Consider the following 15,093-nt stretch of genomic DNA (forward strand, 5'->3'; position numbering starts at 1 on the left):
CATTGAATGATTCAGTGATGAATATCACTGCCACTGCGGTTCGTGTTTCAGTCCGCTTCGGTCACGCTGAGGGCCAGGCCCAGCTTGCGGGTCAGGCTCGAGAGTTGCGCGAGTTCATCTTCGCTCAGCGAACTGAAGACGCTCACGATGCCCTCCACATGCGGCGGCAGCGCCCGCGCGATCAGTTCGTGGCCGACCACGGTCAACGAGACGTTGGTGACGCGGCGGTCCTGTTCGCTGCGCTCGCGCCGTACCAGATCGGCCTTTTCCAGATTGTCGATGACCATCGTCAGGTTGCCGCTGGAGCGCAGGATCTTGCTGGCGAGCTGGCGCTGGTTCATGGGGCCGAGATGGTAGAGCGCTTCCAGCACCCCGAACTGGCTGATGGTGAGATCGAAGTCGGCAAGGTGGCGGTTGGCTTCCATCTCGACCAAGTGCGCTGCCCGCCACAGCTTGATGTAAGCGCCCAACGCGGCCCGCTGCTGATCATTGCCCGCGTAATTGGTCGGCATACGGTCCATGCTGGGTGACGGGGCCGCAAAGTGCAAGCCCAGAGACCGTCGCCCGCTACTTCAATTGGAGTCCCAGGTCCAGCCACAGCAGCGTTTGATCATTCAGGAACGGTGGTCTCAGGCTCACGGCGGCAGCCTGCTGGGCGAACTCCGGCAGTGGTCCCCGGTTGGGCGGCGTGGCGGTCCAGACGGGGGCGTCGTAACTCAGCCCGGCCAGTTCGCAGGCGCGCTGAAGGCCAGTGTGCAAATCACCAAGTTCATCGACCAATCCTGCCGTCAGGGCGTCGGGGCCGCTCCAGACGCGCCCGCGCCCCAGGCTGTCCACCTGGGCCACGCTCAGCTTGCGGCCCTCGGCCACCCGCGAGACGAAGCGCTGGTAGACCTCGGCGATGCCGCGCTCCAGTTCCGCCCGCTCGGCGTCGCTGAACGGCTGCGACGAACTGTAGATCAGGGCGTTGTCCTGGCGCTCGACCCGCTCGGGTGTGAAGCCCTGGCGCTGGTTGAACTCCTTGAACACCGGCTTGCCCGTGACCACGCCGATGCTGCCGGTGATGGTGTAGGGCGAGGCGATCACATGCGCGGCGTGCGCCAGCACGTAGTAGCCGCCCGACGCCGCCACGCTGCCCATGACCGCCACGACGGGTTTCTCGGAAGTCATGACCTCGCGCCAGATCAGATCAGAGGCCAGCGCCGAGCCGCCGCCGGAATCGACATACAAGACGATGGCCCTGGTCTGCTTGTCTTCCTTGGCCCGCCTCAAGGCCGCGACCACCGTGTCGGACCCGGCCATCGCGCCGCCCAGGAGCGGCAGCGGCAGCGGGTTATTTCGTGATTTGCCGGTGACGATGTTGCCGATGACCGGCACCAGCGCGATGCGCCCCGCTTTACTCTTGCCGCCCTCCGGCATCAGCAGGTCGATGACCGCCGCCAGGGGCCGGGTGGCCGGGCCGATCAGCTCGTCCTCGTAGGCGACCTTGCTGATGAGGCCGAGTTCGTGGGCACGCCGGGCGCTCGACACGCCCTCGCCGAGCCACTGCCGCACCGCGTTCTCGCTGACGCCGCGCGCCTCGGCCAGATCGGCGGCCCAGGCATCTTCCATGCTCCGCAGCAGTTCGGCAGTCTGAAGGCGCTGGGCCACGTCCATGTGGTCCTGCGAGAAGCGGGTCAGGGCGCTCTTGAATTCGCCGATCCGCAGATTCTCGAAGTCGATGCCGTGCTTCTTGAGAAAGGCCCCCAGATAAGTGATCTCGGCCCCGAAGCCGTGCAGCATGAACTCCGCCGACTCGGGAGCCACCACTTCCTGCGCGCCCGAGGCCGCCAGCAGGCTGACTTTATTGACGCTCGGCAGGTAACTCACCGTGCGCTTGGTTTCTGAGAGGCGGCGCAACATGGCCTGCAGCGCGTGGGCCGAGGCGAGGTCGGTTTCGAGCGTGCCGAAGCGCAGCAGGACGCCGTGGAGCCACTCGGCCTTGCTCAGCTTGTCAAATTTGGCAGCGAGCGATTCGAGGCTCTCGCTGCGGCTCAGCAGCGCCGCGATGGGGTTGGTCGGTTGCCGGGCAGGCAGCGGCCCGGCGACGTCCACGATGACCCAGGTCGGTTTGCTGACACCTGCGGGCAGTGGGCCGCCCGGTTTGCTGGAGAAGGGGATGTTCACCGCTTCACGGTACTCGCAAAGGGTGAAGGTTTCTCAAGGCCACCCGCGTTCGGCCTGCATGTCCGCCCGCGCCAGAATGCCAAAAGAGGCCCGCACGTTCACGGGAAACGTGCGGGGCCTTGGACATCAGTCTAAAGGAAAAGGTAAGGCTTGTCGCCACCAGAGCTTACGATCAGCGCGAACGCCGTCTCAGCAGCTCAGCGCTCGCTGGGCACCTTAATCGCGCCGCTGATGATCTTGGCCTTGATGGCCTCGACCTTGGCGACCTGTGAGCTGGGAATCAGGGCCTTGTTGTACTGGTCGATGGCGTAGCCCACGCCGCCTTCCTTGAGGCCGAAGACGCGCGGTCCGCCCTTGAACTTGTTGGCCTTGACTTCCATGATCAGAGCGTAGACGGCGTTGTCCACCCGCTTTACCATGCTGGTCAGGCCGTGGTTGAGGGTTTTGGGGTTGTTGTCGAAATCGCCCAGGTAGTTCTGGTTGCTGTCCACGCCGATAAAGAACATCGGACGGGTGTTGCCCGCGCAACTTGCGGTGTAGCTGGCCGCCTTGGGCACGTTCTTGAAATTGTCGGTCTGGAAGGTCACACCCTTGGGAAGCTGCGCGGCCTTGAGGCACTGCTGCTGCTTGACGAAATCTTGCAGGCCCTTGCCCGAGGCTCCAGCAGCGGCGAACACGATGTCGGCTCCCTTTGCCTTCATGCTGGCCGAGATCTCCTTGGCCTTGCCGGGGTTGTTCCAGGCGTCGGGGGTGGTGCCCACGTACTGGCTGATCACGATGACCTTGGAGTTGGCCGCCTTCGCGCCCGCGATGTATCCGGCCTCGAACTTGTGGATCAGCGGAATGTCCATGCCGCCGAGGAAGCCCAGCACGCCGGTCGAGCTGTTGAGCGCCGCCAGGTAGCCCACCAGATAGCTGCCTTCCTCTTCCTTGAAGGTCATGCTCTGAACGTTCTTGGCATCGGACACGTCGTCCACCAGGCCGAAAGCGAGGTCGGGGTTTTCCTTGGCGACCTGGGTCACGCTGGCGTTGTTGGCAAAGCCCACCGCGATGGTGAGGTCAAAGCCGTCCTGGGCAAAGCCGCGAATGCCCTGCACGGTCTGGCTGGGGTCGGACGGCTCGAAGTCCTTGACGCTCACGCCGCCGGTCTTGGCCGCGCGCTGCGAGCCTTCGTAGGCCGACTGGTTGAAGCTCTTGTCGAACTTGCCGCCCGCGTCGTAGGCCATGCCCACGCGGATGCCGCTCTGGGCGGCGGCCAGGCCCGTCAGGGTCAGCAGCGAAAGGGTCAGGGCAGTGGTGGAGAGTTTCTTCATGGGTGTCCTCCTGAAAAATCTGTGCAAAGCGCTCTGGAGCCGCTGAAGGTCAGCGGAGCGCGGGTGTACTGAGAAGAAAGTATACGCGAAATGACGAAACGCTAAAGGTGTGCCCGGGACCGAGCGGTGGGGGGTGGCTGGGGACGCGGCCCTGGCAGTGATGGTAGCGTTGATCCATGAGCGCTGACCAACGAACACCAAATCAGGATTCAGCTCAGGGCGTAACGGCCCAGAGCAGAGCGGAGCAGGACGCAGGCAGCTTAGCCCGGCAACGTTACGACTGGCTGATCGGAGAACTCGCGCGCCACAACCGCCTCTATCACGAGCAGGACGCCCCCGAGATCACCGACCACGAATACGACGCCCTGGCCCGTGAAGCCCGGGCGCTGGAAGCTGAGCATCCCGACTGGCCTGTGGGGGCGGTGGCCGTCTCGCCCGTGCAGGCGGTGGGCGGCGCGCCCAGCAGCGCTTTCCTGCCGGTCAACCACCCCACCCCGATGACCAGCCTCGACAACGTCTTCGGCGACGATGAACTGCGGGGCTTTCAGGAGAAGCTGGCGCGGTCGCTGAACATCGCGCCGGGCGAGGCCGACTTTACCTATACCTGCGAACTCAAGATCGACGGCCTGAGTGTCAATCTGTACTACCTGGACGGCGAATTGCAGTGGGCCGCCACGCGCGGCAATGGAGTGATGGGCGAGATCGTGACCGCGCAGGTGCTGACCATCGCCGGGCTGCCGCAGAAGCTGGAAGGACTGAAGGGTGAACTCGAAGTGCGCGGCGAGGTGTACCTCAGCCGCGAGGAGTTCGCCGCCTTCAACGAGCGGGCTGAGGAACTGGGAACGCCGCCGCTGAAAAATCCCCGCAACGGAGCTGCCGGAGCGCTGCGCCAGAAAGACCCGGAACTGACCCGCTCGCGCAACCTCAGCGCCATTCTGTATGCGCTGGGTAAGCGGGACGGCGTGGCGGCGCGTACCCAGTGGGAGGTACTCGACTGGCTGCGCGTGCGGGGATTTCCGGTCAGCCCGTACTCGAAGCAGGTTCGGGGCGTAGAGGAAGCTGTGCAGTACCACGCCGACCTGCTCGCCATGCGCGGCGGGTTGCCCTTCGATGTGGACGGCACCGTCATCAAGCTCGACGACCTGAACTTGCAGACCGAGGCCGGGTTCACCAGCCGCGCGCCCAAGTGGGCGATTGCCTATAAGTTTCCGGTGGAGGAGGCCCAGACCACGCTGGAAAGCATCAGCATCAATGTGGGGCGCACCGGCAAACTGGCCCCGCTGGCGCACCTCGCGTCCCGGCTGATCGAGGGCAGCACTGTCAGCAAGGCCACGCTGCACAACGAGGACTTCATCCGCGACCTGGACTTGCATGTGGGCGACACGGTGGTCGTTCGCAAGGCCGGAGGGGTCATTCCCGAACTGGTGCGGGTGTTGCCCGAACTGCGCCCGGAGGGGGCCGAACCCTACACCTTTCCCGACCACTGCCCCATCTGCGCTTTTCCCGCTGTGCGGGAGGAGGGTGACGCCAACCGTTACTGCACCAATCCGGTATGCCCGGCCAGGCTCTACGAGGGGCTGCGCTACTTCGTCTCGCGCGGCGCGCTGGACATTCGCGGCATCGGCGAAAAGCTGACCCGGCAACTGCTGGAAGCCGGACTGGTCAAGGACGCCGCCGACTTCTACCAGCTCACTGCCGAGCAACTCGCCAATCTGGAGCGCGGCGGCGACAAGAAAGCCGCCAATATCCTGGCGCAATTGGAGGAAAGCAAAGCCAAGCCGCTGTGGCGACTGATCAACGCGCTGGGTATGGCGGGCGTCGGGGACCGCAACGCCAAAGCGCTGGCCCGCGCCTTCGGGTCGCTGGCGGCGCTGGAGGCGGCCACACCCGAGCAGATCGAGGCGGTGCCGGGACTGGGCGGCATCCTGGCCCACAGTGTCAGCGCCGAACTCGCCTCCGAGCGGTTGCAAAGCCTGATCGCCAAGCTGCGGGCCGCCAGTCTGGGCAGCCAAATCAGCGAGGCCGAGAGCCGTACGGCACAACTCGCAAACCTCAATTTCGTGCTGACCGGCAGTCTGTCGCGGCCCCGAGACGTTCTCAAAGCGGCCCTGGAAGCGCGGGGCGCGCGCGTCACCGGTAGTGTGACCGGCAAGACCAGTTACCTGGTGGCGGGCGAGGACGCCGGGAGCAAGCTGACCCGCGCCCAGGAACTCGGGCTGCCGGTGCTGGACGAGGCGGCTCTCACGGCGCTGCTCTCGGAGCTGGGCGCGCCGCTGCTAGACTGATGGGCAATTCTGGAGCCGCGACAGGCTCCGCGCCGCATGACAGAGCACTGCACCGGGAGACGTCTATGGAACTTGAGATCAGCAAGAATGTCCTGACCGATATCGCCACCTCCACCCTGGAGCGCATTCAGGGCCTGAGCATCGCCGCCGCTGCCGCGCCGCGTCCCGGCAAGCTGGGCGAGGCGATCAGCGACTCACTCAGCGATTCGCTCGGTAGTCTGGGAGCCGGTGAGCTGCCGACTTCGCGCCGCCCCAGGGCGCTTAAAATCACCCGCGAGGGCCAGCAGGTCAGCTTAGACGTGGGCCTCACCATCGAGTACGGCAAGAACCTGCACGCCCTCGCCCAGCAGGCCCAGCGCGCCCTCCAGGAAAATATCGAGCTGATGACCGGCCTCAAGGTTAAGGCGGTCAACGTGACGGTGCAGGGCCTGAGTTTGCCGACGCCGTCTCCGGTCCAGCCCCCGGCAGGCCAGCCGTGACCCGCCGCGAGCGCGCCGCCGCCCAGCCGGTCGGCACCCGCCGCGCCGCACGCGAGTTCGCCTTCCGGGTGCTGTTCGAGGCGGGGCAGGGGGGCCTGGCCTTCCAGCAGGTCTACATGCGCGCCGAGGGGGCCATGCTCTCGGGCGACGACACCTACCCGCACCTCAATCCCGAGGCGCTGGCCTTCGCGCATGAGCTGGTATTCGGCTACCAGCAGCACGAGGCGGCGATCAACGACCTGTTGCAGCGCACCATTCGCGGCTGGAGCTTCGAGCAGATGGCCCAAACCGATCTCAACGTGCTGCGGCTGGCGGTCTTCGAGATGATTCACACCCGGGAAGCCCACCCGCCGGTCATCGAGAGCGCCGTGCGAATTGCCCGCAAGTTCGGCGGCGACGACTCGGGCCGCTTCGTCAACGGGGTGCTGGGCGGGCTGTCGCGCAGTCTGGAGGCCAGCTCAGCGCCGCAGGAAGAGGCCACTCCGCAGCAAGAGGTCACCGAGGCGGAGCGTTGAGCGCGGCCATTCTCTCCGGTCCGCCCGCTGCCCAGGCGCTGCTCGACGAGGCCCGAGACCGTGCCGCCCGGCTGCCGCACCGCCCCGAGCTGCACGTCGTCCGGCTGGGCGAGGACCCGGCCAGCGTCAGCTATGTCAGTCTCAAGGAAAGGAAGGCGTTGGAAGTCGGCCTGGGCAGCACCGTTCACGCCCTGCCGGACACGACCACCCAGCCCGAGCTGCTGGCCCTGATCGAGCGCCTCAACGCCGACCCCGCCGTAAGCGGCCTGCTGGTGCAGTTGCCGCTGCCCGCCCACATCGGCAGCGGCGCGGTGCTGGAGGCCATCAGCCCGGAAAAAGACGTGGACGGCTTTCACCCGGTCAATGTGGGGCGGTTGTGGACCGGGGACGCCGCCCTGCCGCCCTGCACGCCTGCCGGGGTGGTGGCGCTGCTCGATTACTACCGGGTGCCCATCGCCGGTCGGTGGGCGGTCATCGTGGGCCGCAGCACCATTGTCGGCAAGCCGCTGGCTGCCCTGTTGCTGGCCCGCGACGCCACCGTGACGATAGCCCACTCGCGCACGCAAGGTCTGGCCTCGCTGACCCGGCAGGCCGATCTGCTGGTGGTGGCGGTGGGCAAAGCGCACCTGATCACCCCGGAGATGGTGCGTCCCGGCGCAGTGGTGGTCGACGTGGGCGTGAACCGCGTCGGCCTGAGCAAGAGCGGTAAGGCCAGACTGGCTGGGGACGTTCACCCGGACGTGGCCGAAGTCGCCGCTGCCCTGACCCCGGTGCCCGGCGGTGTCGGCCCGATGACGGTGGCCCAGCTGATCATGAACACGGTGCTGGCCGCCGAGCGCCTGCAAGCGGGCGAACGGGTCACCGAGCTGGTGAGCACCGCCGCAATGTCCTGACATCTGTTTGTCATGCCTGAGCCTGTAGAATGCCGCCCAGACGTGGACACCTCACCCTGCACCCTCCACCGGAAGCGCCCGTGAATTCCCTGGCCGAACTGCTCGGCAACCGCTGGCTGTGGACCGCTGTGTTTTCCAGTACCGGGGCGCAGGTTGTCAAGGTGCTGCTGATCTTGCTCGTCGAGCGGCGCTGGCGGCCCGAGAAGGCCCTGGAAACCGGCGGCATGCCCAGCAGCCACAGCGCGATGGTCTCGGCGCTGGTGACGGGCGTGGCGCTCACCGAGGGGCTGGGTAGCCCACTGTTTGCGGTGGCGACCACCTTCGCCCTGATCGTGATGTACGACGCCACCGGCGTGCGCCACAGCAGCGGCCAGCAGGCACGACTGATCAACGAACTCGTCGAGGAGTTGCGTGCGGTGGTCCGCGAGGGCTTTGCGCCCAAGCCGCTGCGGGTGCTGCTCGGCCACACCTACCTGGAAGTGCTGGTCGGCACCATCATCGGCGTGCTGGCGGCATTCCTGGCCTTCCGCTGGCTGTGAGGTCGCCGGGCAGGCTCTAGAGTGCGCACATGCTTCCGGCCCCTTTCAGACGTATCGGCCTGACTGGCTCGATTGGCGCGGGTAAGAGCACCCTGGCCCGCCTGCTGCGTGAGCGCGGCTTCACGGTGCTCGACGCCGACGTGCAGGCCCGGCTGGTGACCCGCGAGCCGCAGACCCTCCAGGCCATCGAGGCCGTGTTTCCCGGTGTGGTGGTCGGCGGAGAGCTGGACCGCCCTGCGCTGTCGGGCCGCGTGTTCGGTTTTCCGGCAGAGCTGGCCAAGCTGAACGCTATTGTCCATCCCCGTGTGCGTGCCCGGTTGGCCGAACTGGAAGCGGCGGCGGCTGAGGCGGGCGTGCGGACCGTCGTTCAGGACGTGCCGCTGCTGTTCGAGGGCGGCTCACAGGCGCTGTTCGACGCCGTGCTGGTGATTGATGCGCCCCTGGAGCTGCGCCTCTCGCGGGTTATGGCCCGTGATCAGCTCAGCCGCGAGGCCGTGCTGGCCCGCAACGCCGCCCAGATGCCTGCCGAACAAAAACGCCGACTGGCCGACGCGGTGATCGAGAATGGGGGAGACGAAACGGACCTGGCCGTCCAGCTTGGTGCGGTGCTGGCACGTCTGGACCTGAAGCCCTAGAGGCTGGTTGAGAGGGAATCGAAGTTTGACGGGATGATTTTGTCGCTGGCAAACTGGACGGATGGATCGCCGTGCGTACCCAAGTGATGTAGATGACGAGACGTACCACTTTTTATTGCCGTACCTGGCCTTAACCCCTGAGGATGCCCCGCAGCGGAAATTTCCGCTGCGAGAGGTCTTGAATGCGTTGTTGTGGATGAGTCGAACGGGGGCGCAATGGGCATTTCTGCCGCACGATCTTCCACCAGCAGAAGTGGTCCGCAGTCAGGCGAAGCGGTGGTTCGAAGCGGGGTGCTTTGAGAACGCCGTACACGACTGACGGATGCTCAGTCGCGTTCAACAGCAACGTGCCGGCGAGCCGACGGCGATCATCATCGACAGCCGCACGTTGCAAAGCACCCCGGAAAGTGGTCACCGTGCCGGGTTCGATGGAGCGAAGAAGCGCAAGGGTACCAAGGTCCATCTGGCGGTGGATACGCTGGGTCACCTGTTGACCTTGACCACGTCGCCGGCCAACGAACAGGATCGCGCGCAGGTAGAGGCGCTGTGTCACAGCGCCCAGGAGCTCACAGGTGGGATGCTGGAGGTCGTATTTGCCGATCAGGGCTACACCGGAGAACAAGCGCAGAATGCGGCGCGCAAAAGCAATATTGAGTTGATCGTCGTGAAGCGTCCGGACGCTTCACGGGGATTTGTCTTGCTGCCGAAACGATGGGTGGTGGAACGTTCGCTGGCGTGGTTGTCGCGCTTTCGTCGATTGGGGCGTGATCTGGAACGGCTGTCCTCGACCTTGATCGGCTTCCACTTCGTCGCCGCCTGCGTTCTGTTACTGACTAAACTCAGGCCCATCCTTGGATAGGCTGTCCACCAGCCTCTAAGGTCCAGGACGGTGCTGTTCCGTCTGGCTCAGCTCTCGCCACTGCTGTCCAGACCATAAATTTCCAGAAAGCGCTCAACCCTGGCAGCCAGTGTCGGCAGGGCCGAAACCTCACCGCACACCCAGTCGGGCTGATAACTACGGCACACCTGGGGGCGCTCGGTGTAGATCTGGCAGCGGCAGCCCGCGCCCAGGTGGGTGCAGGCCACGCCCAGCGGCTTGCCCAGCGCCGCGATATCGGGAGCCGCGCAGCAGGCCCCGCAGCCCGAGCAGGCCCGCTGCCAGATGCTGCGCGGTGGGTACTCGGGAGGAGCGCCGAAGAGATCAGGCAGGTTGGGCATCATCCCGCCTCTCTTCCAGCCATAGCAGCCCCACCAGCAGCGCCACCAGTACGGCCAGCTGAAGCAGTCCGCCGCCCAGCAGGCCAATCGGCGCACTCAGCAGGGCCAGCATGGCAAAAACGAGTCGGGTTGGGGCGCGGCCGATGCCCACCACCTGCCGGAACAGCACGTCGCCGAGCAGGTAGAGACTGACCCCGCCCGCCAGGCTCCAGGCCGTCAGCGCGCTGGGAGCGCCGCCGAGGTGGCCCACCACCAGTTTGACGCCCGCCGCCAGCCCGATGATGCCCGCAATCATCAGCACGTGGCCGAAGCCGAAGCCGCGCAGGGCCAGGTGTGGACGCGTCTCGGCCGGGGCGCGTTCCAGCGCTCTGGCGGCCCGCTCGTCGTCGCCGCTAAAGTAGCTCCACCACAGCGCGGCGCTGAGGGCCAGCCCCAGCAGCGCGCCGAGCGCCAGCCGCCAGGTGATGGCCGAATTGCCCGCGCCCACGCCGATGGCGACCACGCTCTCGCCCAGCGCGATGATCAGGATCAGGCCGTGACGCTCAGCGAAATGGGCCGGCCGGAGCTGAAAGCCGTGCCCGCGCCGCACCGCACTGCCGAGTAGCAGCACGCCCACCGCCAGGCCCCACCATGCCAGCGCCAGGCCCGGCAGGAGGGCTGCCAGCAGCAGCAGCAAGGCCGCCGCCAAGTTATAGCCGAAGATGCCCCGGATCGCCTGGGCGCTGCTGTTGGGAGCATGCTTGAAGAGTCCGGCGTGAATCAGGGTGACGGCAAGGTAGCCCAGCGCGAAGACCATGCCCGCCCCGCCGAAAGCGTGCGGAATACTCAGCGCCATCAGCAGGAAGCCGCCCATGCCGCCGAACATCAGCAGGCGGTAGGCCGTCCTGTCGGTGCCGACATTGTTGGTGAGCCAGATGTAGCCGCTGTACATCCACCAGACGATCAGCAGCACCAAGCTGGCCCGCAGGTAGTCCACCGCGCCGTGCGGATGCACCACCAGACTGGTGATCTGGGTCACGGTGAAGACGAACACCAGATCGAGAAACAGTTCCAGCGTGCTGACCGGCGGATGCGAAGCGCCGGGCTGGGCCGCTGTCACGGCATGCCCGGCAGGTTAGCTGCCGTAGCTGCCGCCGCAGAAACTGGCGTGCGCCTGCAAGTTGACGTTGCCGCCGGGAAAGAAGGTCAGGCCGGTGGCCCGCTGCACCTCGTTCACCGTGACCTCATAGCGGGTGAAGTTGCTGCGGGCCGGAGGAAGCTTGCGGTTGGGCATCAGAAAGGCGCGGGCCGCGTTGCCGTGGACCACGATCTTGTAGATCGAACTCGGCACCGCCACCTGATCGCTGCCGATGGTCTTGGGCTTGCCCTCGAAAATTGGCCCAGTCATGACGTACACGCTGCCGAGTTGCTTGGCGCATGAGCGGGTCGCGCTCTCCAGGCTGGCCCAGATGCCGCTGTTCATGCCGCTGTCCTGCGGCACCATGTTCGATAAGTAAAACGACTGGTTCATGGCCTCGTCGGTGCTGGTGAAGTCGGCGGCGGGAGCCATGTGGCCGCGCGCGTAGCCGGACTTGCGGTAATCGTTCAGCCCCGCGCTCTGCGACTCGGCCAGGTCGGGGTCCTGCTGGAAGTTGTCGGCGCGGCTGACTGAGCCGTCGAACTCGGCGGGTTGCAGTTTCTCGGCCACCAGCAGCGGCACCTTTCTGGCCGGATCGTAGACGCTGATGTACTCGGCGCGGCACAGAACGACGGTGCTGACCGGAGCCTTGGGTGAGCCGTCGGCGAACTCGTCAATGCAGTTGTCGCCGCTGGTCGTCCCGGTGCTCTGCTTGGGGCAGCCGACCAGCACGGCGCTGAGCAGCAGGAGCGCGGCGGCGCTCCAGAGCTGTTTAGAGACAGAAGATTTTGCAAGCGGCTTCATGTGCCCGTATGGTAGCGGTTCAGCGCTGACCGGAAGGGCCGAGCGGGTTCACCCGCGTTCCTCTTTCACGGTGGCGGCAGCGAGCGCGGCGCGGTATGCATTCGCCAGGGCGTGAATGTCGCCTTGACGCCGGGCCAGCAAGACAATCGCCCCGAGAATTTGCCCGCTGGGAGCGCGAACTTCCTCAAATGCCTGAGCGACCTCTCGCGTCTCCACACCGAACTTGCGCCGAAGCTCGGCGGCCCGGTGCGGCGGCGTCAGCGCATCCACCTGCGGCCGACTCACTCTTCTTCGTCAGGCCTCCAGGTCGAGGCCGTAGCACCAACTGTTCTCGACGCCGACGTAGTAACCGAAGTTGGGAATGCGCTCAAAGCCCGCGCTTTCATAGAGGCCAATCGCCGCCATCTGAAGGTCGCCGGTTTCCAGGACCACCTGTTCCAGGCCGTGTTCACGTGCCCAGATGATCAGGCCGTCCAGCATGGCGCGGCCCAGCTTGCGCCCCCGTGCCCCCGGCTGCGTGTACATCCGCTTGATCTCAGCTGACCTCAGCTGAGTGTCGTCAACTTCCAGCGGTTTGAGGCCGCCAATCGCCAGCAGTTCGCCGTCCTCCTCCCAGCCGAGCAGTACGCCGCCCGCGAGTGAGGCCGGGTCGAACGGCTCGGTGCGTTCGTCGGTGTCGTGGTAGAGCTGCCGGAGTTCACGCTGCTGCTCGGCCATCAGTCGGTGGGCGCGGGCGTCGTCGGGTGTCAGGGTCAGCAGCATGGCCCAGTGTAGTGCGCCCTGAGCCGATTGGCTTAGCCCGGTACTGCGCCACACGGCCAATAGGCAGCCTCGCCGCGCGAAGCTAGACTGACCGGGCAATCAGGGGCAGGCGCGGTGCAGACACTCCGGAGCGGCCCCTGATTCAAATTGCCTCCAGTTGTTTGGCCGGGCCGAAGGTTCAGGGTTATTTCTTGAAAAAATGCCCCCCTGTTCCGTTCCTTGTCCGGTCAACTTTTTGCTTGCTTGTCGGCGTTCAGGGCCGAAATGGTCACGGTTACCCCCACATACAGCCAATGGTCGCCGCGTCGGCACGCCTGGGAGCCGGGCAGACCATTCAACTGCGCCGGGCTGCGTTTTCCGGCCCGGACTGGCTCCTCTCCTTTCGTGACCAGAACCCTTGCCCTGAACGTGCTGCGCAGGCCAAGCTGTTTTCCGCTTCAACAACACTTCAACGCAGTGCGGGACAGATCGGCACTTCAATTGTGGCGTGCGCGCTCAGCCGGTCAGAACGTGTGTCCGGCCTCCTCTTGTCGGCCTCCTGGGCTGGACCGGAGCGGCGAGGATGACCACTTCTCATGGCAGGATCGTGGATTCGGGTCCTCCCCATGCCACCTCCGCGTGCTGTCTTTTGCCGTGTCTTTTTACGGGCCACGCTTGCCCTGACTTCTTTTTGCCCACCCAAGGAGGGCCGCCCGCATGACCGACGCCGCAAAGAACTCTGCCTTAAAGACCCTGCTCAGCGCCGTCAACCCCCTCCAGCGCGGCCAGCATCGTCCGCTCGACGCGCGTCAGGTCAAGAACAATGCGGGCGGCTTCGTCTACGCCCTGGGCGACGCGGCCCGGCTGACCCGCTTTCTGGTGCTGGGCAGCGACGGCGGCACCTTTTATGCCGGAGCGCAGGCCCACACCGTGCAGGCCACCGACTTTCTGCGCGAGCTGGTTGAGTGCGACGCGGCCCTGGCCCTGCGGATCATGCTGGACGTGGTGCGCGCTGGACGTGCGCTCCGGCCCGACCCGGCGCTGCTGGTGCTGGCCCTAATTGCCAAAACAGCTCCCGATGTGGCGGACCGGCAGGCAGCCTGGCGGGCGCTGCCCGAGGTGGCCCGCACCGGTACCATGCTGCTGCATTTTCTGGCGTTCGTGAAGGCCCTCGGCGGCTGGGGGCGGCTGACCCGCCGGGGCGTGGCGAACGTCTACGAGACCCTGGACGTGAACAGACTGGCACTCTGGGCCGTCAAATATAAGGGCCGGGACGGCTGGACGCAGGCCGACGCGCTGCGCCTCGCGCACCCAAAGACCGCCGATCCGGTTCGCAACGCCGTTCTGAAATTCATGGTCAGCGGCGACCTGGTGCCGCCCCCCGACGCCGACGCTCCGGCTTTGCGCGTCATCGAGGGACACAGTTTGGTGCAGCAAGCGCCAACCGACGAAGCCGCTGCACGTTTGATGCTCGCCTACGGCCTGCCCATCGAGGGCGTGCCGACCCACCTGCGTGGTCCCGAGGTCTACCGGGCGGCCATGCAGACCAACGGGCTGACCTGGCTGCTGCGAAACCTCGGCAACCTCAGCCGGGTGGGGGTACTGAGCGTCAATGACCGCGAATTGGTGGGCGCGGTGGTGGCCCGCCTGACCGACCCGCTGGCGCTGGCACGGGGCCGCATTCACCCGCTCGACACCCTCAAGGCGCGGCTGGTCTACGCGGCGGGCCGGGGTGTGCGCGGCAATAGTAGCTGGCTGCCGGTACCGCGTGTGGTGGACGCACTGGAAGAAGCGTTTCACACTGCTTTCGGGCAGGTACGGCCCGCCGGAACGCGGCATCTGCTGGCGCTGGATGTCAGCGGCTCGATGACCTGGGGCGAGGTGGCAGGCGTGCCGGGCCTGACGCCCAATATGGCGGCGGCGGCCATGGGCATGCTGGCGCTGAGAACCGAACCCGAGGCCCTCACGATGGGTTTTGCCGATCAGTTCCGGGCGCTGGGCATCACGCCGCGCGACACCCTGGAGGCGGCCATGCGAAAAGCCCAGTCGGCCAGCTTCGGGGCCACCGACTGCGCTCAGCCGATGCGCTGGGCGGCGCAGGCGAACGTGGACGTGGACACCTTCGTCGTCTACACCGACAACGAGACCTGGGCCGGAACGGTTCACCCGAGCGCCGCGCTGGACCAATACCGTCAGCGCACTGGCCTGGCCGCCCGCCTGATCGTGGTCGGGTTGACGGCCACCCAGTTCAGCGTCGCCGACCCGCACAGAAGCGACATGCTCGACGTGGTGGGCTTCGACACCGCTGCCCCCGACCTGATGAGCGCCTTCGCACGCGGCGAACTCTGAAGCGTCTGAAGGCTCCGGTCGTTGCAGTAGTTCGTTGCG

At 66.1% G+C, this 15,093-nt stretch carries 15 protein-coding genes and 1 pseudogene; 8 read left to right on the forward strand and 8 right to left on the reverse strand.

What is annotated here, in order from left to right; genetic code table 11:
- Positions 1-47 precede the first annotated feature (47 nt).
- The 3 genes from N0D28_RS09000 to N0D28_RS09010 form a co-directional block, all read right to left on the reverse strand.
- Entirely contained in the window at positions 48-512 is a 465-nt protein-coding gene (locus N0D28_RS09000) for a MarR family winged helix-turn-helix transcriptional regulator (RefSeq protein ID WP_260559198.1), read from the reverse strand.
- Positions 513-567: 55 nt separating this feature from the next.
- Positions 568-2,166, reverse strand: coding sequence for a S49 family peptidase (locus N0D28_RS09005; protein ID WP_260559199.1), 1,599 nt, complete (start codon positions 2,164-2,166; stop codon positions 568-570).
- A 197-nt stretch (positions 2,167-2,363) separates the two neighbouring features.
- Complete coding sequence (locus N0D28_RS09010) at positions 2,364-3,479, reverse strand: BMP family lipoprotein (protein WP_260559200.1); 1,116 nt, start codon at positions 3,477-3,479, stop codon at positions 2,364-2,366.
- Positions 3,480-3,655: 176 nt separating this feature from the next.
- Here N0D28_RS09010 and ligA point away from each other — a divergent pair, with 176 nt between their 5' ends.
- The 7 genes and pseudogenes from ligA (at position 3,656) to N0D28_RS09045 (ending at position 9,684) form a co-directional block, all read left to right on the forward strand.
- Complete coding sequence (gene ligA, locus N0D28_RS09015) at positions 3,656-5,764, forward strand: NAD-dependent DNA ligase LigA (RefSeq protein WP_260559201.1); 2,109 nt, start codon at positions 3,656-3,658, stop codon at positions 5,762-5,764.
- A gap of 65 nt (positions 5,765-5,829) precedes the next feature.
- Positions 5,830-6,243, forward strand: coding sequence for an Asp23/Gls24 family envelope stress response protein (locus N0D28_RS09020; protein WP_260559202.1), 414 nt, complete (start codon positions 5,830-5,832; stop codon positions 6,241-6,243).
- Positions 6,240-6,758, forward strand: a complete 519-nt coding sequence (gene nusB, locus N0D28_RS09025; RefSeq protein ID WP_260559203.1) for a transcription antitermination factor NusB — start codon at positions 6,240-6,242, stop codon at positions 6,756-6,758. Before N0D28_RS09020 ends, nusB begins: the two co-directional genes overlap by 4 nt.
- Positions 6,755-7,651, forward strand: a complete 897-nt coding sequence (locus tag N0D28_RS09030; protein ID WP_260559204.1) for a bifunctional 5,10-methylenetetrahydrofolate dehydrogenase/5,10-methenyltetrahydrofolate cyclohydrolase — start codon at positions 6,755-6,757, stop codon at positions 7,649-7,651. Before nusB ends, N0D28_RS09030 begins: the two co-directional genes overlap by 4 nt.
- A gap of 80 nt (positions 7,652-7,731) precedes the next feature.
- Positions 7,732-8,190, forward strand: coding sequence for a divergent PAP2 family protein (locus tag N0D28_RS09035; protein ID WP_260559205.1), 459 nt, complete (start codon positions 7,732-7,734; stop codon positions 8,188-8,190).
- Between the two features lie 29 nt (positions 8,191-8,219).
- The gene (coaE, locus tag N0D28_RS09040) at positions 8,220-8,825 is read left to right on the forward strand and encodes a dephospho-CoA kinase (protein WP_260559206.1); all 606 of its coding nucleotides are present in this window, start codon (positions 8,220-8,222) and stop codon (positions 8,823-8,825) included.
- A 61-nt stretch (positions 8,826-8,886) separates the two neighbouring features.
- Positions 8,887-9,684, forward strand: a pseudogene (locus tag N0D28_RS09045) (IS5 family transposase).
- Between the two features lie 47 nt (positions 9,685-9,731).
- Here the strand turns inward: N0D28_RS09045 and N0D28_RS09050 are convergent.
- The 5 genes from N0D28_RS09050 to N0D28_RS09070 are packed head-to-tail and all read right to left on the reverse strand — an operon-like array spanning position 9,732 to position 12,726.
- Complete coding sequence (locus tag N0D28_RS09050; RefSeq protein WP_376777613.1) at positions 9,732-10,043, reverse strand: YkgJ family cysteine cluster protein; 312 nt, start codon at positions 10,041-10,043, stop codon at positions 9,732-9,734.
- Positions 10,027-11,142, reverse strand: a complete 1,116-nt coding sequence (locus tag N0D28_RS09055; RefSeq protein WP_260559208.1) for a low temperature requirement protein A — start codon at positions 11,140-11,142, stop codon at positions 10,027-10,029. The genes N0D28_RS09050 and N0D28_RS09055 overlap by 17 nt, the downstream gene beginning before the upstream one ends.
- A gap of 15 nt (positions 11,143-11,157) precedes the next feature.
- Positions 11,158-11,964: a DNA/RNA non-specific endonuclease gene (locus tag N0D28_RS09060; protein ID WP_260559209.1), complete on the reverse strand. Its 807-nt coding sequence runs from the start codon at positions 11,962-11,964 to the stop codon at positions 11,158-11,160.
- Positions 11,965-12,012: 48 nt separating this feature from the next.
- Entirely contained in the window at positions 12,013-12,249 is a 237-nt protein-coding gene (locus N0D28_RS09065) for a hypothetical protein (RefSeq protein ID WP_260559210.1), read from the reverse strand.
- A 9-nt stretch (positions 12,250-12,258) separates the two neighbouring features.
- A complete protein-coding gene (locus N0D28_RS09070; RefSeq protein WP_260559211.1) occupies positions 12,259-12,726 on the reverse strand; it encodes a GNAT family N-acetyltransferase in 468 nt (155 codons plus the stop codon).
- Positions 12,727-13,422: 696 nt separating this feature from the next.
- Between N0D28_RS09070 and rsr the strand changes: the two genes are divergently transcribed.
- Positions 13,423-15,054 (forward strand): RNA-binding protein Rsr, encoded by a 1,632-nt coding sequence (rsr, locus tag N0D28_RS09075; protein WP_260559212.1) that lies wholly within the window; start codon positions 13,423-13,425, stop codon positions 15,052-15,054.
- Positions 15,055-15,093 lie beyond the last annotated feature (39 nt).

The organism is Deinococcus rubellus, from assembly GCF_025244745.1.
In the GTDB taxonomy this organism is placed as follows: Bacteria; Deinococcota; Deinococci; order Deinococcales; family Deinococcaceae; genus Deinococcus; species Deinococcus rubellus.

Excerpts from the sequence above, each read along its gene's own strand:
- coaE (WP_260559206.1), top strand. The coding sequence starts at position 8,220 with ATGCTTCCGGCCCCTTTCAGACGTATCGGCCTGACTGGCTCGATTGGC.
- ligA (WP_260559201.1), top strand. The coding sequence starts at position 3,656 with ATGAGCGCTGACCAACGAACACCAAATCAGGATTCAGCTCAGGGCGTA.
- N0D28_RS09020 (WP_260559202.1), top strand. The coding sequence starts at position 5,830 with ATGGAACTTGAGATCAGCAAGAATGTCCTGACCGATATCGCCACCTCC.
- N0D28_RS09010 (WP_260559200.1), bottom strand. The coding sequence starts at position 3,479 with ATGAAGAAACTCTCCACCACTGCCCTGACCCTTTCGCTGCTGACCCTG.
- N0D28_RS09000 (WP_260559198.1), bottom strand. The coding sequence starts at position 512 with ATGCCGACCAATTACGCGGGCAATGATCAGCAGCGGGCCGCGTTGGGC.
- N0D28_RS09060 (WP_260559209.1), bottom strand. The coding sequence starts at position 11,964 with ATGAAGCCGCTTGCAAAATCTTCTGTCTCTAAACAGCTCTGGAGCGCC.
- rsr (WP_260559212.1), top strand. The coding sequence starts at position 13,423 with ATGACCGACGCCGCAAAGAACTCTGCCTTAAAGACCCTGCTCAGCGCC.
- N0D28_RS09070 (WP_260559211.1), bottom strand. The coding sequence starts at position 12,726 with ATGCTGCTGACCCTGACACCCGACGACGCCCGCGCCCACCGACTGATG.
- N0D28_RS09050 (WP_376777613.1), bottom strand. The coding sequence starts at position 10,043 with ATGCCCAACCTGCCTGATCTCTTCGGCGCTCCTCCCGAGTACCCACCG.